The sequence below is a fragment of the Nitrobacter hamburgensis X14 genome, from assembly GCF_000013885.1.
Classification (GTDB): Bacteria; Pseudomonadota; Alphaproteobacteria; order Rhizobiales; family Xanthobacteraceae; genus Nitrobacter; species Nitrobacter hamburgensis.
Genome location: NC_007964.1, coordinates 2,898,388 through 2,917,641, shown reverse-complemented (window position 1 = coordinate 2,917,641; position 19,254 = coordinate 2,898,388). Strand labels below are relative to the sequence as shown.

Below are 19,254 nucleotides of genomic sequence, written 5' to 3'. Positions count from 1 at the left end.
CGCAATGGTTGATGACGTCGCGGCGATCACCGCAACGCTGGCTCAGTACCCCGAGGATGTCATCGAAGCGGTGACGAATCCGGAGACCGGGCTGCCGACGCAGAAGGATTTCCTGCCGACGGTGCGGGAGGTCTATCTCGCGTGTGAGGCAATCATGCAGCCAAGACGCGACGCGGAGGCGCGCCGGGTTCAGACCGAGAAACAGATCGCGGAGCGAGCGAGTATGAGCGCCATCGATTCGCGGCCCCCGCGGTAGTGTGTATCCAGCCACCGCAGTCCGAGGATAATGCAGCGTGAGGACTGGCGCAGCCTCGTTCAGCTTCGACCTGCTCGACCGCCTGAGCAGCCACAAGGCCGTTGCTGATGCGCCATGCCCGGCATGTGGGCCTGATTGCAGGACGCCAGCCAACCAGCGCCGGAAGGTGTTGCGGATCTGGAGCGACGGCGAATTCATCACGTACAAATGCGCGCGATGCGAGGCGTTAGGATATGCGCACGCTGATCGCGCCGTGGTCGGAAGCGCGCCACGGGAGCGCCCTGCGCCAGACCAGAGCGTGGGGAAGGACAAATCCGAACTCGCGGCCTATCTGTGGGGGCAGTCGTTACCGCTGGCTGGGACGGCCGCTGAAGCATATCTCGCGAGCCGGTGGTGTCTGGTCCAATCGGCCGCACTCCGAATTCCTGCCGCCGCGGGGTGAGCATCAGCCGGCGATGATCGTGCGCTTCGGCGACGCCGGGAGGCCGACCGGTGTGCACCTCACAAAGCTCAGGCCGGACGGATCGGGCAAGGCCGGGACCGACAAGGACAAGATCATGATCGGTGCATCGCAAGGCCAGCCGATCGTCGTCTCCGATAATTCTGACCGGGAAGAATTGATAATCGCCGAAGGGATCGAGGATTCAGCATCGCTCGCGCGCGTCACTGGATGGTCTGCATGGGCCGCGGGATCGGCGGGACGTATCGCGCCAGTCGTGGTATCCGCGCCGAAGGCGTTGAGGGTCTATCTCGCCTCGGACTTGGATTGGGGGAATCCAGAGAGGGCCAGGGCAGGGCCCCGCGCGCTGAGAAAGGCGATCGAGGTCCGACCGGATCTGATCCCATTGAACCTTGAGAAAGCGCTCGGGATCAAGGTCGACGCCAATGCGGCTCTGCACAAATTCGGGGAGGACGCCGTCCTCGCATCAATCGAATGGTGCGAGGCGCAGGCGAGATATGCGCAGGGCGAAATCGGATTTGAAGCCATGATGAGAGCCTCGAGCCGCTCGCAGGAGGTATTCAGGGTATTGGCGGAGGATGGGGTGTGAGTTCAGACATTTTCGATCGTATTGCAGCTAGTGTGCCGCAAGATGCGACCGCGGCCCGCGTGACCTCGCGAGGCGAGGTATAAAATCCGACGATTGAGTACGCCGGCCACTTCCATGCCGACTCGCCGCCGCCGACGCGGCCTATTCCGGCTGCGAGTATGGTGACGTGCGGTCACTTGCCTGGGGCAAAGTTTGGCCGGTTCACAGTCGTCGGGCAAATCTCAGCAAGAGATGGGTCGTTCGCTGTGCATGCGGGGATTACGAGCATCGAAGTGCGAAGGCCATCCAAAACCCTGAGAATACTGAAGATCGGTGCAGGAATTGCGCTCATATCGTTTTGGTGAGGAAGCGGCTCGCCCGACTTGGGTCAAAGGCGATCGATGAGTTTCTATCGTCGTGAGAAGCGGATCTAGCCCAGCGTATCCGGGCTTCGTCAGCGCATTTCAAGAATTGAAGGGGATACGAGACATGCAGATGGGAAAACTGACCGAGAAGCAGCGGGCCGTATTCGGCCTTCTTTTGCTTGGGTTATCCAGCAAGGAGATATCGGCGCGACCAGGTTGGTGATCGGGCCAAGACGCAGGTTATTCGCAATCTGACGCGCCAGACCGGGTTGCCGCGCAAGACGATCGTCAAGGCGGTCGGTGATCCGGGCAGGGCGCAATGCCCGCCGGCTGTCCTACGAAATGGTCACGCGCGGCGGAAACATTGCTTAATGCTAAGCACGAATGGCTCTTGCACCCCAAATAAGGATGCAAGCTCCGACAAAACCGGCAATGAGATAGCCAAGCCATCCGGCAAACGAGACGCCGACCAAGCCGAACAAGCCGCTGGCGATTGCAGCGCCAACGATGCCGAGAAGGACATTCATAAGGATGCCTGTATCACTCTTCATGAAGGTAGAAGCGATCCAACCGGCCAAGCCGCCAATTATAATGGCTGCGATCCAGCCAATACTCGCGTCATTCATTTCCGCAATCTCCGCTTGTTAAAGTTGTAGGTGCCGCAGTGGCAGCGGGATTCTGGAAACCGTCTTGGCTTGCTTCGGTTCCACCTCGCCGCAGCAAAAGAAATCGTAAATGGTCCGAATGGCTCAACAGGTAGAGTGGCCGATCTGTAATAATGCTGATGCCTAAGCCTCTAGATCGACGCATCTGTAACCGGGAGTACGACGCCAGACGCAGGGTAGAGCGACCGCGGCGAGCTTGGTATTCCACTTCACGATGGCGGGCGTTGCGCGCTGCACAGTTGAAAGCGCAGCCATTGTGCGAGCGGTGCAAGGCACGCGGTGTCATCCGGCCCGCGACTGTCGTCGCTCAATGTGCCGGTCTATTTTGTCTTTACAGGGATCGAACTGGTCTCGATCTACCGTGCGCTTGCGATGAGGGACCGTCATGGACGGAGTATCTGACAAGGCGTTCGGCGCTCTCGGGCAGTTTCCGATCATACAGTCAGCCGTCGCGGTGCTGATCCTGCTGGGCGGCGTCTGCCTGATCTTTCGCGCCAGCAAGGACAAGGCTGCACCGCGTGAACCTGTCCCGCCATGGCTCATGATGGGGCCACTGCACGACATGATGGCGGCGGTCCATGATCTGGCGGAAGAAAGCCGCCGGGCCAACGATCTGCTTCGCGAGTGCAGGGACGCGCTGCTGGCCTGCAAGACCGCGCTTGAACTGATGCGCAACGAGTTCCTTCGCTAACTCAAACCCGGAGACGATATGCGACCAACCGTCCTTCTGGCGGCGCTTTGCGCTGTCTTGTTCGCGTCGAATGCCGATGCAAGGCCGAAGCATCAGCTTGTTGACGTCAACAAAGTGATCGGCAGGCACCATTTCCCCGACGCCGGGAAAATGGTCGGCTGCTCCGATCCGGTCATGAGGTGGCGGACTGTGCCGTTGAGCGGGCGGAGATAAGGCGCGGGGTAAGTAATCCGCGCCGGACGGAATCCGGTAATCCTCCGCGAGCTTGCTTAGAAGCTCATTTTTGCGGTTGAGGCTGTGTTACGGCGCTCGGCGCATTATCGACTGACTTCGGATGCGTGCCGCGCCCAGTGTAGAAAACGGAAAGACTGAGCAGCATCACGAGGATTGCGCCGCCGATAGCCCAGCCGATGTAAACGCGAGTTATACTGGCCATTTTTCTGGTAACTACCATGCTATGCTCCATGCCTGTTTAGGAACAACAACCTCACCGGGCTGTTACCGTTCCTAGCCAATCTACTTTCCCAGCCATGGCGCATTCGCCTTAGCGAGGTCCTCTGTGCGGTGCCAGGATTTTGTGCTCTGGCGTCAGGCTCGCGTAGAACCGCTCCCACGCGGCCTTGAACTCGTCCTTAGCGGCTTCCAGACTATCGGTCGAGCCGTTGCACCATGACGGGATCGGGAGAGGCGGGTTGACGTTCCACGTCCAGACGGGGCCCTGCCATGATCTCACATCGGCAAGCCTGATCCTGCCGGCGCTGCGGCCCTCATGGATCACGCAGTAGTCGTTCTGAAGCGTGTCGCCGCCTATGACGGTCTTGCGGAGCAGGAGGTCCATCGCCCAAATCTAGGAGTGGCCGGACGGGATACCAAGGCCGGAACCGCCTCTCCATCCTAGCCCGAACCGGAGGCGGTGTCAGCGGCGAACTCGTATTCAAGCCGAGTGATCACGGTGTCTGGCGTGCAGTCCTTGTGCGAGTTGCAGAAGAACTTGACGAACTCGGTCGGGGAATGAAGCGGATGACCGTAAGGGAATCCTTCGCGCTCTGTCTCCGCAAAACCGTAATCAAGGTCGTCGGTCAGCCGGCGCGGCGGCTCGGTGGTGACTTTGACCAGACGGATCATGCCAAGGCGCTCGATCTTCTCGCCCGGGCGAAGTCCCATGCCTTTCTTGACGCCGCAAAGCTCTTGACCGGCGACGGCGTGCGCCAGCCCATGCGGCGCGTGACGGTTTTGGTTCTCGCTATGAATCGCGGCGTCGTCAGAGCGAAGGAAATGTTTCGCGCCATCTCACCGTCCTCCTTCACGGGGAGGGGAGGGACGGATCCGCCCCGCTATCCATTCTCGCATTTTCAGAAAGCGCTCTTCCGGTGTTTCTCTGTCAAACGCCTCGTCATTCATGTAGACAATTTCGAGCGCTAGGGCCCGAGAGATGTCGAAGGCGGCAGCTACGCCGTCACCGTCCTCAGGTTCGAGTAGGCTCATGTCGATGCCGCGGGCCTTGCCGGCTGCGCCGATCGCGCAGACCTCGCCGTCTGTTTCAAGCGCGTCCGCAATCAGCCGCTTTTTCCGGCATGGAACCGGTTGTCCCCCCAGCGGGTCTTTTCATATTCAGCGATCCCATCCCGATTGTGAATCGTCCGGATAACCTCATCAGTGGAATGCCCTACGGGCAACGTCATACTCGTGCCACAAAGTGTTGGACTTCGCCGAAGTTTCCCCCAGAATATCCAGCAACACTGCGTGATTCGTTCGTTGCGTCTGCGTCCGTTCTCCTTCCTGCGGACTGTCCCATGACCCAACGATACGACGCCGGGTACGCCCGAAAGCATGTTCAGGACCACGCTCAGGACATCCTCGACCGCTGGCGCGGCATCGCCGAACAGCGGCTCGATCATCTGATCGAGATGTATGAAAGCGGCCGCTGGCGACGCTACCATTCCGAGCACGCCTTCATGGAAAACCTCCGTGAGGCGAAGACCGCTGTCGAAACCTGGCGCGTGCTGGCGCGGCGCGAGACGACGCCGGACGATCCGGCGATCGACTGGTCATGGCTTGATCAGCCCGCGGAAGCCTCTCCCGCGACGCAGGAGATGCAGGACGAGGCCGGGCAATCGCCGGCCCGGATGCTGGGCACCGCGGCCGTACATGCCGCGCTGACGTCGATCGTGTCATCGCCGGAGGATACGCTGGTCGAGGCGAACGATGATGCGCCGGCCGACGGGGAAACCGCATCGGGCGCCGGATTGGCAACCGGGATCGTGCCCGACCCACACCCGTTCCAGGAACGCTATCCGATGCTGAAGTGTAACGCGCTGTAGCGGCGGCGTCCGCCCGGTGCGTTCGAGTTATTCATCAATTAAATCGTCGTCGCGAGTTTGCGACGAATTGGCATCGCCGATTTTGCGCTGAGCGAGGCAATCCCGATCGACTCGAAGTCGGGGCCGGTTGCAGCCGCGGCATCCCGCTTCGCCCATCGGTTGCTGACGATCGCCGTTGACCAATATAGGGTATCCCCCTATGCTATTGGCATGTCGCATACGATCAAAGAGAAGTCGAAGCTCATCAGCAGGGTCCGTCGCATCAAGGGGCAGTTGGAGGCGGTCGAGCGTGCCCTTGAATCCGAGATCGGGTGCGCGGATGTTCTGATGCTGGTGGCTTCGGTTCGAGGCGCCGTCAGCGGCCTGACCTCGGAACTGATCGAGGATCATATCCGCCATCACGTCGTGAACCCGGCCCAGGAAAAAGACCCCGAGAAGGCGAAGGGCGCCGCAGACCTCATCGACGTCGTTCGAACGTATCTGAAGTGAACTGAATGACCGATCTGGCTCAATTGCTGCAACAGAGCAGCACGCACGCATGGCTGTTCGCACCCAGCGCAATCCTGCTTGGCGCACTCCACGGACTGGAGCCCGGGCATTCCAAGACCATGATGGCGGCGTTCATCATCGCCATACGGGGTAGTGTCCCGCAGGCGGTCCTGCTGGGGCTGTCGGCCGCGGCCTCGCACACGGCAATCGTCTGGGTCGTCGCTCTCGCCGGACTCCACTTCGGCCAGCAATGGTCTGGAGGGCATAGCGAGGCCTATCTGCAAGTGGCATCCGCCGTCATCATCCTCGGCATCGCGGCGTGGATGGTCTGGCGCACCCGGCGCGAGCAGAATCTGGAACACGATCACGATCACGATCATGCCCACGCCCACGCGCAACAAGTCGAGTTGGACGGAAATCTGCTGTCGCTCGAAATCTTCGAGGACGGCGTACCGCCGCGCTGGCGAATTCGAAGCGAGAACGCTGCCGTTCCCGCCGTCGCCGAAGTCGCAGTGACGACGATCCGGTCGGATGGTTCAAGGCAATCCTTCCGGTTCGTCGGCGAGCGAGACTATCTGGAAAGCGTCGATGAAATTCCGGAGCCCCATGCGTTCAAGGCTCATGTGATGGTCGGCGGGAACACGGCCGAACTGGTCTTCGAGGAGCATGACCACGCGCACATGGATCTTGGAGAGGAGGACGACGCACACGCGCGTGCCCATGCAGCCGACATCCGTAAGCGCTTCGCGGGACGCACGGTCACGACCGCACAGATCGTTCTCTTCGGCCTGACCGGCGGCTTGATCCCGTGCCCGGCGGCGATCACGGTCTTGCTGCTCTGTATTCAACTCAAGCAGTTCAGCCTCGGATTCGCGCTGGTGCTTTGCTTCGGTATCGGCCTCGCGGCCACCATGGTGTCGGCCGGCGTGGTGGCCGCGCTTGGCATCCGTCACGTCGAGCGTCACTGGTCCGGATTCACGCGGTTTGCCCATCGCGCGCCCTATGTGTCGGCGGCTCTGATCGTGTGCGTCGGCTTTTACACCGGCTGGATCGGTTGGCACGAAATCGTATCCTGATGACGGGCGGCCCGGTCCTCCGGGTGATGGGCTTTCCGGCCCCGACAAGAAAGCAATCCAGTTTTCCCGGTTGTCACCTGAATTGCTTCAACCTCAATCAGTCATGCGTTCGTTTCAACGCACCGCGTTGGCGCCGATCGCGACCTGCGCGTATTTCGCAGCGCCATGGGCTGCGAGGTCCGGCGTCACAGGCTTGGCGTGGTCGAGCCCGACCACCGCGCCGCGCGGCGTATCCGAAATCACGTTGGTATTGACCAGCGCCGTGCCCGCGCCGTCCACCACCGAGACGCCGATGCCGATGAAGCTTTTGCGGATCACGTTGCCTGTGATCGCGACATCGCGCAGATACTTGCCCCAGCCCGCGATCATGCCGAACGACGGCGCGTTCTCGATGACGTTGCCGGTAACGGCTGTATCGGCCTCGACATAGATGCCGATACCGGCGTCGTCGTCTGGTGCGGTGCCGATCGGACGCTTCGGCAACAGGTTGCGGATGATGTTGCCCTGCACGACGGCGATCCGGCCGCCCTCGTTGAAGTTGCAGACGGAGACGCCGACCGCCGCGCCGTCCACGGTGTTGTTGGCGATCACCGCGCCCTCGAAGGCGAATTCGGAATACAGCGCCACTTCGCGCACGCCGCTGACGCTGTTGCCGGTGATCTGGATGTTCGACGCCGAGTTGCCGCGCACGGCGGAGTAATCGCAATCGCTGATGCGGTTGCCGCTGATGATGACATTGCCGGCACGAAACGCGTTGATGGCGTTGCCGTACTGGCCGGAGCCGCCAGGGCCGGCTTTGATATGTTCGATGCGGTTGCCGGTGACGATCGAGCCGTCGTCGCCGATGGCGGTGCGCAGGATCTCGATGCCGTTGTCGCTGGCGTCCAGAATGGTGTTGCGCGCGACCGTCAGCCCGAGCGCGTCGAACGAGACAATGGCGGTGCTCGCGGTTTGCACGATGACGTTGCCGCTGATCTCGCCCGCGACATTTTCGAGCCGGATGCCGTCGCGGCCGCTTCCGGTGATTTCGCAATCGAGAATCCGGACATCGCGCCCGCCACGGCAATGGATGAGGCCGCGCCGCTCGGGCAGGGGGATGCCGCCGCCGTCAAGCGTAAGGTTGCTGAGGCCGATGTGGTCGGCGCCCTCAGTCGACAAGAGCGAGGCGCCGCCGCTGAACATCAGCGTGGTCGCGCCGCGCACGCCGATGAGTTGCGAACCCTTGGTGAGTTGCAGCGCTCCGGTGCGGTAGACGCCGGGCGGCAGCGCAAGCGGAGCGTTGGCGCGGGCGGCCTCGTCGATCGCCCGTTGCAGCGCGCGGGTCTGGTCGTCGGGTGAATTCGGCCGCACCCCGTAATGGGTGGCGTCGCGCCCGAGCGTCGATGTCAGCGGGGCTGCGCGGGCGGCGCCTGATGGCATCGCCAGGGCGCCGGCGACGCCTGCGGCGGAAGCTCCGAGGATATGGCGGCGGCGGATATCCATTGGTTGCGCGGTTCCAGTGCGCGAAGCGAAACGCTTCCCGTCAGAATGTAACGCGGAAACAGCGTGACGCCGGGGCGGGCGGCGACGGACGCGCGCGATTGTTGGCGACAGGGTTAACGCGGCGGCGTCTGGACCACAGGATTATGCGACACGAACAGCCGCCCGCGCTCGACGGCGATCACGATGGCAAGCGAGGCCAGCGTGCAAAGGAAAGCGCCGGTCGCGAACGGCAGCATGGTGCCGTTGAAGTCCTGCCCGATCAGCGCGCCGACGCCGCTGCCGATCAGCGTGGTGATCGAGCCGAACAGCGACGAGGCGGTTCCGGCGATGTGGCCCTGCGGCTCCATCGCGAGCGCGGTAAAATTCGAGAACATCAGCCCGAACGCGAACATGGTGCCGATCGCCAGTACCATATACACCGGAAACGATAGCCACCCCTGCCACGCCGCGAGCAGCGTCAGTGCCGCGATCACCACCGATCCCGTCAGTGCGCCGTGCGAAATCACCCGCATGCCGAACCGGCCGACGATACGCGAGTTCAGGAAACCCGCGGCGGCGATGCCGACGGCGATTGCGGCGAAGGCGAGCGGAAAATAGTCGCCGAGGCCGTAGATCCCGGTGAAGATCTGCTGCGAGCAGAACACGTAGGCGAACAGCACGCTCTGGATGCCGCCGGCGGCGAGCGCATAGCCGATGGTCTGCCGGTTGGTCACGGTCTGGCGGAATGCGTCGAAAACGCTCGCGGCGGTCAGCGGCTTGCGTCCCGCCTCGGGAAGGGTTTCCGGCAGCCGGATCGCGCACCACAGCAGCGCAAGCAGACCGTAGACCGTCAGCACGACGAAGATGCCGCGCCACGCCGCGAACAGCAGGATCGCCTGGCCGAGCGACGGCGCAAGGACGGGCACTGAGATAAAGATCATCATCGCCAGCGACATCACGCTCGCCATCCGCCGTCCGGCGTAGCAGTCGCGCACGATCGAGGTGGCGATGACGCGGGCGGCCGAGCTTCCGATGCCCTGCAGCAAACGCGCCAGCAGCATCATTTCAAACGATGGTGCGATCACCGACAGCAGGCCCGCGGCGCTGTAGACCAGCATTCCGCCGATCAGGATCGGGCGGCGGCCGAAGCGGTCCGATAGCGGCCCCATGATGAACTGGCCGGCGCCGAAGCCGGCCAGATACACCGAGATCACGGCCTGGACGTGATTGGGATTGGCGATCGCGTAGGCGGCGCCGACGTCCGGCATCGCCGGCAGCATCATGTCGGTCGCGATCGGGTTCAGCGCCATGATGCAAGCGACGAGGGCGACGAACTCGGGAAACCCCCTCGGCTGATGGGCTCGTGACACCCATCCGTCCACACTGGCGTCGGTCATCGATTTATCTCGGAAGATCGGTACGCAGCCCCATCGATGCCGCTGCTGCGCTGCACAATGCCTGTTTCGGACGTGGCTGTCCACCGCCGGGCAGGGGACGGCCGTCACAATCGGCGTGGATTCCAGGCGCGGTCCGCCTGCCGTGCCGCTTTCGCCATCTCCAGCAGCATCGCCTCGCTGGCATCGACGAGATGGTCAAGCGTGAGGCCGCCGGGGACGCGGGCCGAGCCGTCGCGCCTCAGCGGCGGAACATGAACGAAGGCGGCCAGGCGCGTTCCCGTTCGATGATGAGTGGCCTCGATGGCGCGCCAGCAGAGGTAATTGCAGAGATAGCTGCCGGCGTCGCGCGAGGCGCGCGCGTCGATGCCGGTCGCCAGCGCCGCGCGCAGCAGCCTGAAGACATGCGGTCCGAAGGTGCGCGCGTCCGCGGTGCCCGCGATTGATCTTTTGCCCACCCGCGTGCCGCCCTGGTCCGGCCAGATCGTCGTCACCGCATTGCGCGCGCGGGTTTCGATCTGCAGCCAGGGTGTGCGCGCCGCGAGGCCGAACATCAGCAGAGCGTGCGGACGATGTGCTGCAAGAAGTTGCGGCAGTTCGCGATCCACCGTCGCGTAAGCGACATCGAAGATGTGGGTTGCAATCGCGACATCATCCAGCGCGGGCCGGCGCAGCTTCGCGAGCCGCTCGACCAGCGGCATGGTCGGATTGAACGCCGCGCCGGGGAAGGGGCCGAAACCGGTGACGAGGATGCGAAGATTGCCGGTCATAGTGATCGGGGTCAGGGAGTCCCATCATCCTGCTGCTCAGCGAAGGCCGGATGGGCGATTACGCCGTGCGATTGCAGCATAAAACAGCGCTTTGGAAAACGACTGGCGCTCGCAACTGCGGATAGAATGCAAGATGATCGCGTCTGCAGCGATAGCCGGCCTTAGACGGGGGCAAGCCGCCAAACCCCCTTGTGAATATCGAAGCGGACCGCGCCGTCGTCGCGCATCTTCAACAGAAGCGACTGGCAGTCGTCTTGATTTCGAATGTTGACTCTCTTCATAACCTCGAAAACCTTCAGCGGCTTTTCACGCAGGGCTTCCAAAATCTTCTGTCTATCAGTCTGCATTGTGTTCCTCGGATCGACGTAGCCAACGTAGCGCGATCAATGATCGCGACGCAAGCTTCGTAGACGCGAGTTCGTAATGGTCGAGCTGGGTACCGGGATCATCCGAAGGACTGCCGCGAACGACAGATTACTGCAGCGGTACTGGCGGTCGGGGGACGCTGCTTTCAAGGGGCAAGGTTCATCGCGGCTTGCCCTGGGATGCGTCGTTCGGCGGTCTCGACGAAGGCAAAGCGGTGCGGCAGCATAACGTGGTCTCGAAGCGTCGAACCAGCGATTTTGGAAGCACCGTCGTATTGATATAAGTTGGAGATAGAGGTTGGATCAAATTCGCATGGAGATACTCTGACCTGAGTCCTTGTCTTGACTATCCGCATTTTACGATAAGATAATCTGTGAGATAGAGGCGCCGGAACCAAGGAGCGACGGACCATGGGCATCAAGCGTAGAGATTTCGTCAAGGGGTGCGCAGCGGCCTCTGTCCTGTTGCTGCCGGGCATTGCCAGCGCCGCGAAAGGCGAGAACGCGTATAACGCACCGGTCTCAGGTGATGATTTGCACATCGACGATTTGCACATCGAGAAATCGATCAAGGCGAGCTTCGGCGGCGGCTTTTCGGTACGGGCTCATACCCGGTCAGACGGACTGACCCACGCCGACATCGAACATTTTGGCAACCGGTACGCGGTCGCCTCTGCGGACATGCTGGACTGGAAGATCGTCGGGTCCTCTCTGAGCAACCCCGGCCTCGCATCCTCCTCCAGCAGATTGTCGATCTCTATGGTGTGAGAGCACCTGATATCAGAGTACTTGGATATCGACGGCTGAATGTTCTTTGCAGCGCCGAGTTAATAACAGCAATTTGTAGAGGTGATGAGCCGTGGCCGAGACGATCAAGAGCATTCGCATCCACCCCGGTATCGGCATTGCCCGCTTGGGGAACAGTGACGAGTTTTACATCGGTCCCGAAGCGCCAGGGGTTGTGGTCGATCCGGGCGGTAACGGCGGACCGGGGCCGAACGGTGGAACCTACCGCGACAGCGGGGCGCGGTTGAAACGCCAGGCGCAGCGGTATCGCGTGTATGCCTACGATGCCGATGACAAGGTCGTCGCTGAACTCACGTCGGATTCGGATCTGGTCCAAACCGTGCGCTGGCGAGTTCATGTCAGGAACATGAAAGCGGCGAATTACGCGTTTGAGGGTGCGTATCTGTTCGACCCCGACAAGTTGCGAAACCCGTCCATCCAACCCGGTAAGAAGCCGATCGAGCGTGATCAGCTCATCATCGATCCCGGTGTGCATACGATCGCCTCCGGGCAGGCCGGACCGGTCGTCATGAAGGGTGATGTTTTCACGGGCATCGAGAAAGGGACGTTGCCGGGCGAGTTGCGTTTCGAAGGTTTCACGCCGAAGGATCCTTCGAAGGAAGTTGAGGTCACTTATAAAGCCGCCAAGGGTATCGAGCTTGGGCAGCTTCGCCTGGATTCCAAGGACCGTCTGCTGTTCGTTCCGGCGCCCGGGAAAGGCGAATGCGTCACGACACCCAAGGTGGTGTTGTCGAACCCGAGTGAAACAATGACCCCTCCGAACGGTCCGGAGGATGGTAAAAATCCGCTGACGAACCAGTTTGCCTATTTCAACATTCCGGGGTGGTGGGACGACACCTGCGGTGGTGAAATCGACGTCACGGTCACGCTCAAGGACGGCACCGTCTTGAGCACACGCGACAACGTGACATCGGCGACGGACGACGGTACGCGCAATCCGCGTGCGGGGGCATGGATCGTCACCGCGCCACCGAAGTTTTCACCCTACATGTACCATGTGGTGTCCATTCTGGATCGCGTCTACGAGGCTTTCCCCGAGGCTTACCCGTACGCCAAGCAGAAGACGAATTTCTACCGCGACGTTTATCCGATCTTCGCCAAGGCGGTTAACTACAGTTGGGTGAACGCGGCGGCGGGCGGCGTCACGCCTGAAACCAAGGATCGCGCCCATGGCCCGAAGCAGCCGGGCAACCTGCTCAACAACGAGTACATGGCCGCTTTCACCGATCCGAGCGAGACCAGCAAGGCGACACGGCAGATGATCTATGGTCTGATGCGACATGCGCCCGGAAAGCGCGGACGGCTGGTCGATTCGCTGATGCCGCCGCCACCGGAGCGCCCGACCAGCTGGAAGAACGACGAATTCAAGCGCGACGAAGAAGACTTCAAGATGCCCAAGCTGTGGGGCACCGGGGGCAAGCCGGCGCAGAATAAGCAATTGGGTGTCAGTTTCCCGGATCAATTTTTGAGCCTGACCGACTGGCAACTCAATCACTTGAAGGAATGGGCAGACGGGAATTTCGAAGTCGGCGTGCCACTTAAGCCCGCCGCCCTTGAGTCGTTGCCGCTGGCTGAGCAGCCGCATGCCCTGGACAGTTCGGCGCTCGAACCCACGATCGGCGGCGGCTTCCACCCCGGCATCGAATTCCCGTACCTGATCATCTATCGGGAAAATTTCGCCGAGGGCTTTCGCGTCAACAAAGGTATCGAGCCCGGCTCGGTCGCTGCCTATATGTCGAGCCCGTGGCAGGGCGACTTCTGGTCCTGCGACGTATTATGGTGGCCGACACAGCGGCCGGATGTCGTTTTCGAATACGACAAGAAGAACCGGACCCGAACCCACAGAGAATGGTTCCGCGGCTACGATGAACACGGCGAACCGCTATCGTCCACCGATGGTTACCACCAGATGGCCTATGCCTGGCCAAAACTGGGGATGGTGCTGCCGGTCAAGAATGAGGACGGCAGCTACCTGAAAGACAACGGCCAGATCGTGTTCGCCGAACAGGAGCGCGATCCGGCGTTGAACCGGCCGCCCGCCAAGAGCGATAACAAGAGCAATAACAAGAGCAAATAATTCGTGCCATCGACGCCGGTGCTCGACCGGACCAGTCCAACATGGGACGTCGTCATTGTCGGCTCCGGACCTGCGGGCGCCGCAACCGCCATCACGCTGGCCAGATACGGCCAGCGTGTGTTGTTGGTGGAGAAACGCGGATCCCCCAGATTCAAACTGGGCGAGTCCTTGCCGCCGACCTCGATCGGTCTGGTCAAACACTTCCTGGCAGACCCTGACGGGCCGGAGCAGCAACTTCCCGGCCTTTTCAATACCGCCGGCAACGTCTCGCTATGGGCGACCGGGCAGGCCGATATCACGGACTTTTTCTTCACGTCGACCGGCCACGGCCTCTGCGTCGACCGATTGGCTTTCGATGAAGCCCTGCGCACCACTGCGGTCGCGGCTGGTGCGACCTTGCTTAGGGGTGTCGGCTTCCAATCCTGTGCGCGTATCGCTGACGGTTCTTTCAATTGGCAGCTCACGCTCAGCTCGGGCGCGGGGACGCGGCAGCATCGCGCCCGTTATCTTGTCGACTGTTCCGGCCGGCCCGCAGTCGTGGCCAGGTCCCTCGGTGTCCCGACCGTCCCCAACGACGACCGGTTGTTCGCCTATGCGCAATGGTTTTCCTGCACCAGTGCAGATGATGACCGCTATACCCGGATCGAGGCCGCGCCGCACGGCTGGTGGTACAGCAACCGTTTGCCGAGCACCGAAGGCAGCGAGACCAGGCGACTGGTGGTTTGGCACACCGACAAGGACCTGCCGGCAGCAAAGATGGCTGCGTATCGGCAAGGCTTCGAGCAGTTGCTGGACGACTCGACGCATATCGCGCCATTGCTCAGAGCCAGAGGCTATCACCCTTGCGGGACAATCCGCGGCGCACCGGCCAACAGCCAGCGCTTACGAGACTTCTGCGGTGACGCCTGGATGGCGGTAGGCGATGCGGCGCAGGCCTATGATCCGCTGTCGTCGCAAGGCATCGACAAGGCGCTCAGGACGGCCAGCCACGCCGGACACATGATCCATTACGCGCTGACAGATTGTCCGCAGGGTGGGGCGGGATTGGACAGCCGCAATGCGTACGTCCAGCAATACGATGAGCAACAGCGCCAACTCTGGCAAGCGTACTTGTCGCAACGAGACTACTACTATGGCATTCAGCCCCGCTGGCCGGATCAGCCGTTCTGGCAACGCCGGCGGCTATTGGCGAATGAAGCGACCGGATAGTCTCCTGCCTTAACCCACACGGGGAGCGGGAAGAAAATTCACCGCAGCAACTCCGCGATCTGGTCCGCCGCCAGCGCCGGCGTGATGCGGCCGCCGGCGACCGCGGCCTCGGTCGCCTTCACTTTGGCGCGGATCGCGGCGTCGCCGCGCAGGCGCGCCTTGAAGCGATCCTCGAACATCGACCACATCCATTTCACCTGCTGCTGGCTGCGTCGCTGCGCGAATTCGCCCGACGCATTCATCGCCGCGCGATGGTCGAGCACCTTTTGCCAGAGCGTGTCGATGCCTGATCCGGTCAGCCCGGAGTAGGTCAGCACCGGCGGATGCCAGTGCTCGGAGCGGGGGCTGAGAATACGCAGCGCGCTGCGATATTCCGCCGCCGCCCGGTTGGCGCGCCCGACATTGTCGCCATCGGCCTTGTTGACCGCGATCATGTCGGCGAGTTCGACAATGCCCTTCTTGATGCCCTGCAATTCGTCGCCGGCGCCGGGCAGCATCAAGGCGAGGAAGAAATCCGTCATGTCGCAGACCGCGGTCTCCGACTGCCCGGTGCCGACCGTCTCCACCAGCACCACGTCGAAGCCCGCCGCCTCGCACAACAGCATCGCCTCGCGCGTCTTCGCAGCGACGCCGCCGAGCGTGCCGGCGGCGGGCGAGGGACGGATGTAGGCCGCTTCCGCCGCCGACAGCCGCGCCATCCGCGTCTTGTCGCCGAGGATCGAGCCGCCGCTGCGCACCGAGGACGGGTCCACCGCCAGCACCGCGATACTGTGGCCGTGCTCGATCAAGTACATGCCGAGCGCGTCGATGGTGGTGGACTTGCCGACGCCGGGCGAGCCGGTGATGCCGACGCGGATGGCGGCGCCGGTCGCAGGCAGCAGTTCCTGCACCAGTTCGCGCGCGGCGGCCTCGTGATCGGCGCGGCGGCTCTCGATCAGGGTGATGGCGCGCGCCAGCGCCGCGCGTCGGCCGGCGCGGATGTCGGCGGCGAGACCTGGAATTGCAAGCGGGCGGTTCATTGGCGCCCAAGCTTCGCGCCCGAAGGCTGGTTGCCGGCGAAGATCGCAAGGCCCTGCGGTGAGAGATAGGCCTTGAACGTCTCCCACGGCACGAACACGGTATATGGTCCTTCTGCGTAAGGTCCGACCGCGTAGGGCGAATAATGAAACTTCAGGCCGGCGCTTTTGTCGGCGATGGTGGACGGCGCGAGCGATACCGCGCCGACTTTCAACAGTGTCGGCTCAACGCCCTTGTACCAGTCGATGGTGCCGGAATCGTCGATGCCGCGCTCTTTTTTCTCGGCCTGGACGGCGGCGATGGCGGCCGCGCGCAGCGCTTTCAGCGTCGGGCCATTATCTGCGGTTTCCTTAAAGAAGGGACGCACGCTGATCTGCTTCTTCGCCTCATCGTCCCACAGGATGGTATCGATGAAGGTGTTGGGATGCGCCCCGCCGGTATAGACATAGTCGATGCGCACGATGCTGACGTAGCGCTCTCCCGCCTTCGCGGTCTGGCTGTAGCCGCGTTCAAACACCCAGGCGCGACCGTCGCGGAATAGTTCCGGCGCGGTCTTGAATTCCTTCGCGGCCTCCACGCGGTTCTTCTCGATCCAGCGCTTGCCTTCCGCAAGCAGGTTGTCGGCCAGCGGAGCGTTGGCCCGGATCGTGCCGTCGAGCGTGATGCTGGCGTCGATGTATTTGGTCTTGACGGTGAAGTCAGGATTCGGCTCGGCAGCGAGGCTGCCATTGACGCACGCAAGCGCCACGAGTCCGCCGAACAGGGCGCGTCGGATGAGTGATTTCGCTGAAGTTGAGGTGAGACTGATCATGGCACCATTCATCGTCATGGCTGGGCATAGCCGTTCGAAGAACGGCGTCGCTTCCGCTCGCCTAGATCACGATGATTTGGATCGAATCGATCCAAAATCATGAACGTGATCGATTCCAATATTTTAGAGCGGGATGCGGGCGGAAAACCGCTACACACTTTTCCTCATCCCGCTCTATGTCCCGGCCATCCACGACCGGGATTCCCGGATCATACGAAGACGTGGGTGCCCGCGACAAGCGCGGGCATGGCAGTGGCACAAATGGCGAAGAAAACGCGCTGAGTTCGCGCTACCCCGCCGCCTCGTTGTGGCCGAGCCGCGCGTTGAGCTTGCGGATCAATTCTTCCGCCGCCTCGGCGATCACCGTACCCGGCGGGAAGATCGCTTCGGCGCCGGCCTTATAGAGCGCGTCGTAGTCCTGTGGCGGCACCACGCCGCCGACGATGATCATGATGTCGTCACGGCCGTGGCTTTTCAGCGCGGCCTTCAATTCCGGCACGGTGGTCAAGTGCGCGGCGGCGAGCGAGGACACGCCAAGGATGTGCACGTCGTTTTCCACCGCCTGCCGCGCGGCTTCTTCCGCTGTTGCAAACAACGGTCCGATATCGACGTCGAAGCCGATATCGGCGAAGGCGGACGCGATCACCTTCTGGCCGCGGTCGTGGCCGTCCTGGCCGATCTTGGCGACGAGGATGCGCGGGCGGCGGCCCTCGGCCTCCTCGAAGGCGTCGATCAGCGCCTGCACTTTCGAAACCTTGTCGGACATGGCGGCCGCCTCACGCTTGTAAACCCCGGTGATGGATCTGATTTCGGCGCGATGCCGGCCGAACACCTTCTCCATCGCGTCGGAAATTTCGCCCACGGTGGCCTTGGCGCGCGCCGCGTCGATGGCGAGCGCCAGCAGGTTGCCGTTGCCGTCGCCGGCCGAGCGCGTTAGCGCCGCGAGGGCGGCATCGACGTCTTCCTGCTTGCGCTCGCTGCGCAACCGTTTCAGCTTGTCGATCTGCAAGCGCCGCACCGTCGAATTGTCGACCTTCAGCACGTCGATCGGCGCCTCGTTCTCCGGCCTGTATTTGTTGACGCCGATTACCGCCTGCTTGCCGGCATCGATCCGCGCCTGCGTCCTGGCGGCCGCCTCCTCGATGCGTAGCTTCGGTATGCCGGCCTCGATGGCTTTGGCCATGCCGCCGAGTTCCTCGACTTCCCGGATATGGCCCCACGCCTTCACGGCGAGATCATGCGTGAGCCGCTCGACATAATAGGAGCCGCCCCAGGGATCGATGATGCGCGTGGTGCCGCTCTCGTGCTGCAGGAAAAGCTGGGTATTGCGGGCGATGCGGGCGGAGAAGTCGGTCGGCAGCGCCAGCGCCTCGTCGAGCGCGTTGGTGTGCAGCGACTGGGTGTGACCTTGCGTCGCCGCCATCGCCTCGATCGCGGTGCGGATCACGTTGTTGAAGACGTCCTGCGCGGTCAGCGACCAGCCGGAGGTCTGGCAATGGGTGCGCAAGGAGAGCGAACGCGGATTCTTCGGATTGAAGGGCTTCATGAGCTTGGCCCACAGCAGCCGCGCGGCGCGCATCTTGGCGACTTCCATGAAGAAGTTCATGCCGGTCGCCCAGAAGAACGACAGCCGCGGCGCGAAACGGTCGATATCGAGCCCGGCCGCGAGTCCGGCTCGGACATATTCGACGCCGTCGGCAAGCGTATAGGCGAGCTCGAGGTCCTGCGTCGCGCCGGCTTCCTGCATGTGGTAGCCGGAGACGGAAATGGAGTTGAACTTCGGCATCTTTCGGGAGGTGTAGGCGAAGATGTCGGAGACGATCCGCATCGAGGGTGCAGGTGGATAGATGTAGGTGTTGCGCACCATGAATTCTTTGAGAATGTCGTTCTGGATGGTGCCCGACAGGCTCGAAGGCGGCACGCCCTGTTCCTCGGCGGCGACGACGAACAGCGCCAGGATCGGCAGCACCGCGCCGTTCATGGTCATCGACACGCTCATCCGGTCGAGCGGGATGCCGGCGAACAGCGTGCGCATGTCGTAGATGGAGTCGATAGCGACGCCCGCCATGCCGACGTCGCCCGACACGCGGGGGTGATCCGAGTCGTAGCCGCGATGGGTGGCGAGGTCGAACGCGACCGACAGTCCCTTCTGGCCGGCGGCGAGGTTGCGGCGATAGAAGGCGTTGGAATCCTCGGCCGTCGAGAACCCCGCATATTGCCTGATGGTCCAGGGCTGGTTGACATACATGGTCGGGTAGGGACCGCGTAAGTAAGGCGCGATGCCGGACCATCTGTCGAGGAAGTCGATGCCATCGAGGTCGGTTTCGCCGTAGGTGGATTTGACCGGGATGCCCTCGGGTGTCAGCCACGGTTCTGCATTGCCGGCGGCGGCGGGCGCCGCGACCGGCGCGAAGGCGACATCGGCGAAATTCGGAATGCGGGTCATCGTCAT

General features: G+C 62.5%; 19 protein-coding genes. 9 read left to right on the top strand and 10 right to left on the bottom strand.

Annotated features, from left to right (window positions below):
• The first annotated feature begins 4 nt into the window (after positions 1-4).
• Together NHAM_RS27605 and NHAM_RS13610 are read left to right on the top strand one after the other, a co-directional pair.
• The gene (locus NHAM_RS27605) at positions 5-256 is read left to right on the top strand and encodes a hypothetical protein (protein ID WP_049769342.1); all 252 of its coding nucleotides are present in this window, start codon (positions 5-7) and stop codon (positions 254-256) included.
• Positions 257-489: 233 nt separating this feature from the next.
• Positions 490-1,305, top strand: coding sequence for a DUF7146 domain-containing protein (locus NHAM_RS13610; RefSeq protein WP_011511101.1), 816 nt, complete (start codon positions 490-492; stop codon positions 1,303-1,305).
• 718 nt (positions 1,306-2,023) lie between these two features.
• On the opposite strand, the gene NHAM_RS13605 is transcribed toward NHAM_RS13610, so the two are convergent.
• On the bottom strand, positions 2,024-2,275 hold the full coding sequence (locus tag NHAM_RS13605) for a GlsB/YeaQ/YmgE family stress response membrane protein (RefSeq protein WP_011511100.1): 252 nt from the start codon (positions 2,273-2,275) through the stop codon (positions 2,024-2,026).
• A 424-nt stretch (positions 2,276-2,699) separates the two neighbouring features.
• Between NHAM_RS13605 and NHAM_RS13595 the strand changes: the two genes are divergently transcribed.
• Positions 2,700-3,005 carry a hypothetical protein gene (locus NHAM_RS13595; protein ID WP_011511099.1) on the top strand — a complete coding sequence of 102 codons (306 nt, stop codon included), beginning with the start codon at positions 2,700-2,702 and terminating at the stop codon, positions 3,003-3,005.
• Between the two features lie 277 nt (positions 3,006-3,282).
• Here NHAM_RS13595 and NHAM_RS26745 read toward each other — a convergent pair whose 3' ends face one another.
• The 3 genes from NHAM_RS26745 to NHAM_RS13580 form a co-directional block, all read right to left on the bottom strand.
• Positions 3,283-3,459: a hypothetical protein gene (locus NHAM_RS26745; RefSeq protein WP_157043628.1), complete on the bottom strand. Its 177-nt coding sequence runs from the start codon at positions 3,457-3,459 to the stop codon at positions 3,283-3,285.
• Between the two features lie 90 nt (positions 3,460-3,549).
• Entirely contained in the window at positions 3,550-3,843 is a 294-nt protein-coding gene (locus NHAM_RS13585; protein WP_011511098.1) for a hypothetical protein, read from the bottom strand.
• Between the two features lie 56 nt (positions 3,844-3,899).
• Positions 3,900-4,169 carry a hypothetical protein gene (locus tag NHAM_RS13580; protein ID WP_011511097.1) on the bottom strand — a complete coding sequence of 90 codons (270 nt, stop codon included), beginning with the start codon at positions 4,167-4,169 and terminating at the stop codon, positions 3,900-3,902.
• A gap of 629 nt (positions 4,170-4,798) precedes the next feature.
• On the opposite strand from NHAM_RS13580, the gene NHAM_RS13570 reads away from it, so the two are divergent.
• The 3 genes from NHAM_RS13570 to NHAM_RS13560 all read left to right on the top strand — a co-directional run bounded on the left by NHAM_RS13570 (position 4,799) and on the right by NHAM_RS13560 (position 6,891).
• Positions 4,799-5,326: a TIGR03809 family protein gene (locus NHAM_RS13570; RefSeq protein WP_049769339.1), complete on the top strand. Its 528-nt coding sequence runs from the start codon at positions 4,799-4,801 to the stop codon at positions 5,324-5,326.
• A 210-nt stretch (positions 5,327-5,536) separates the two neighbouring features.
• Positions 5,537-5,815: a metal/formaldehyde-sensitive transcriptional repressor gene (locus NHAM_RS13565; RefSeq protein WP_011511095.1), complete on the top strand. Its 279-nt coding sequence runs from the start codon at positions 5,537-5,539 to the stop codon at positions 5,813-5,815.
• Between the two features lie 5 nt (positions 5,816-5,820).
• Positions 5,821-6,891: a nickel/cobalt efflux transporter gene (locus tag NHAM_RS13560; protein WP_011511094.1), complete on the top strand. Its 1,071-nt coding sequence runs from the start codon at positions 5,821-5,823 to the stop codon at positions 6,889-6,891.
• A gap of 114 nt (positions 6,892-7,005) precedes the next feature.
• On the opposite strand, the gene NHAM_RS13555 is transcribed toward NHAM_RS13560, so the two are convergent.
• The 3 genes from NHAM_RS13555 to NHAM_RS13545 form a co-directional block, all read right to left on the bottom strand.
• Positions 7,006-8,373, bottom strand: a complete 1,368-nt coding sequence (locus NHAM_RS13555; RefSeq protein WP_011511093.1) for a TIGR03808 family TAT-translocated repetitive protein — start codon at positions 8,371-8,373, stop codon at positions 7,006-7,008.
• A gap of 113 nt (positions 8,374-8,486) precedes the next feature.
• A complete protein-coding gene (locus tag NHAM_RS13550) occupies positions 8,487-9,749 on the bottom strand; it encodes a multidrug effflux MFS transporter (RefSeq protein WP_011511092.1) in 1,263 nt (420 codons plus the stop codon).
• Positions 9,750-9,853: 104 nt separating this feature from the next.
• Complete coding sequence (locus tag NHAM_RS13545) at positions 9,854-10,516, bottom strand: pyroglutamyl-peptidase I (RefSeq protein ID WP_011511091.1); 663 nt, start codon at positions 10,514-10,516, stop codon at positions 9,854-9,856.
• A gap of 776 nt (positions 10,517-11,292) precedes the next feature.
• On the opposite strand from NHAM_RS13545, the gene NHAM_RS13535 reads away from it, so the two are divergent.
• The 3 genes from NHAM_RS13535 (at position 11,293) to NHAM_RS13525 (ending at position 14,974) form a co-directional block, all read left to right on the top strand.
• Complete coding sequence (locus tag NHAM_RS13535) at positions 11,293-11,649, top strand: twin-arginine translocation signal domain-containing protein (RefSeq protein WP_011511090.1); 357 nt, start codon at positions 11,293-11,295, stop codon at positions 11,647-11,649.
• A gap of 91 nt (positions 11,650-11,740) precedes the next feature.
• Positions 11,741-13,765 (top strand): LodA/GoxA family CTQ-dependent oxidase, encoded by a 2,025-nt coding sequence (locus tag NHAM_RS13530; protein ID WP_011511089.1) that lies wholly within the window; start codon positions 11,741-11,743, stop codon positions 13,763-13,765.
• Positions 13,766-13,783: 18 nt separating this feature from the next.
• The gene (locus NHAM_RS13525; protein WP_245269887.1) at positions 13,784-14,974 is read left to right on the top strand and encodes an FAD-dependent oxidoreductase; all 1,191 of its coding nucleotides are present in this window, start codon (positions 13,784-13,786) and stop codon (positions 14,972-14,974) included.
• A gap of 38 nt (positions 14,975-15,012) precedes the next feature.
• Here NHAM_RS13525 and meaB read toward each other — a convergent pair whose 3' ends face one another.
• From meaB to scpA, 3 genes are all read right to left on the bottom strand, one after another.
• Positions 15,013-15,993, bottom strand: a complete 981-nt coding sequence (gene meaB, locus NHAM_RS13520; RefSeq protein ID WP_011511087.1) for a methylmalonyl Co-A mutase-associated GTPase MeaB — start codon at positions 15,991-15,993, stop codon at positions 15,013-15,015.
• Positions 15,990-16,802 carry a DUF3298 and DUF4163 domain-containing protein gene (locus tag NHAM_RS13515; RefSeq protein WP_157043627.1) on the bottom strand — a complete coding sequence of 271 codons (813 nt, stop codon included), beginning with the start codon at positions 16,800-16,802 and terminating at the stop codon, positions 15,990-15,992. Before NHAM_RS13515 ends, meaB begins: the two co-directional genes overlap by 4 nt.
• Before the next feature lie 289 nt (positions 16,803-17,091).
• The gene (gene scpA, locus NHAM_RS13510; RefSeq protein WP_041359004.1) at positions 17,092-19,248 is read right to left on the bottom strand and encodes a methylmalonyl-CoA mutase; all 2,157 of its coding nucleotides are present in this window, start codon (positions 19,246-19,248) and stop codon (positions 17,092-17,094) included.
• Positions 19,249-19,254: the final 6 nt, after the last annotated feature.

Bases quoted from the DNA above. Each gene is read 5' to 3' on its own strand.
- NHAM_RS27605 (WP_049769342.1), top strand. From the start codon at position 5: ATGGTTGATGACGTCGCGGCGATCACCGCAACGCTGGCTCAGTACCCC.
- NHAM_RS13610 (WP_011511101.1), top strand. From the start codon at position 490: ATGCGCACGCTGATCGCGCCGTGGTCGGAAGCGCGCCACGGGAGCGCC.
- NHAM_RS13605 (WP_011511100.1), bottom strand. From the start codon at position 2,275: ATGAATGACGCGAGTATTGGCTGGATCGCAGCCATTATAATTGGCGGC.
- NHAM_RS13595 (WP_011511099.1), top strand. From the start codon at position 2,700: ATGGACGGAGTATCTGACAAGGCGTTCGGCGCTCTCGGGCAGTTTCCG.
- NHAM_RS26745 (WP_157043628.1), bottom strand. From the start codon at position 3,459: ATGGTAGTTACCAGAAAAATGGCCAGTATAACTCGCGTTTACATCGGC.
- NHAM_RS13585 (WP_011511098.1), bottom strand. From the start codon at position 3,843: ATGGACCTCCTGCTCCGCAAGACCGTCATAGGCGGCGACACGCTTCAG.
- NHAM_RS13580 (WP_011511097.1), bottom strand. From the start codon at position 4,169: ATGGGACTTCGCCCGGGCGAGAAGATCGAGCGCCTTGGCATGATCCGT.
- NHAM_RS13570 (WP_049769339.1), top strand. From the start codon at position 4,799: ATGACCCAACGATACGACGCCGGGTACGCCCGAAAGCATGTTCAGGAC.
- NHAM_RS13565 (WP_011511095.1), top strand. From the start codon at position 5,537: ATGTCGCATACGATCAAAGAGAAGTCGAAGCTCATCAGCAGGGTCCGT.
- NHAM_RS13560 (WP_011511094.1), top strand. From the start codon at position 5,821: ATGACCGATCTGGCTCAATTGCTGCAACAGAGCAGCACGCACGCATGG.
- NHAM_RS13555 (WP_011511093.1), bottom strand. From the start codon at position 8,373: ATGGATATCCGCCGCCGCCATATCCTCGGAGCTTCCGCCGCAGGCGTC.
- NHAM_RS13550 (WP_011511092.1), bottom strand. From the start codon at position 9,749: ATGACCGACGCCAGTGTGGACGGATGGGTGTCACGAGCCCATCAGCCG.
- NHAM_RS13545 (WP_011511091.1), bottom strand. From the start codon at position 10,516: ATGACCGGCAATCTTCGCATCCTCGTCACCGGTTTCGGCCCCTTCCCC.
- NHAM_RS13535 (WP_011511090.1), top strand. From the start codon at position 11,293: ATGGGCATCAAGCGTAGAGATTTCGTCAAGGGGTGCGCAGCGGCCTCT.
- meaB (WP_011511087.1), bottom strand. From the start codon at position 15,993: ATGAACCGCCCGCTTGCAATTCCAGGTCTCGCCGCCGACATCCGCGCC.
- NHAM_RS13515 (WP_157043627.1), bottom strand. From the start codon at position 16,802: ATGATCAGTCTCACCTCAACTTCAGCGAAATCACTCATCCGACGCGCC.
- scpA (WP_041359004.1), bottom strand. From the start codon at position 19,248: ATGACCCGCATTCCGAATTTCGCCGATGTCGCCTTCGCGCCGGTCGCG.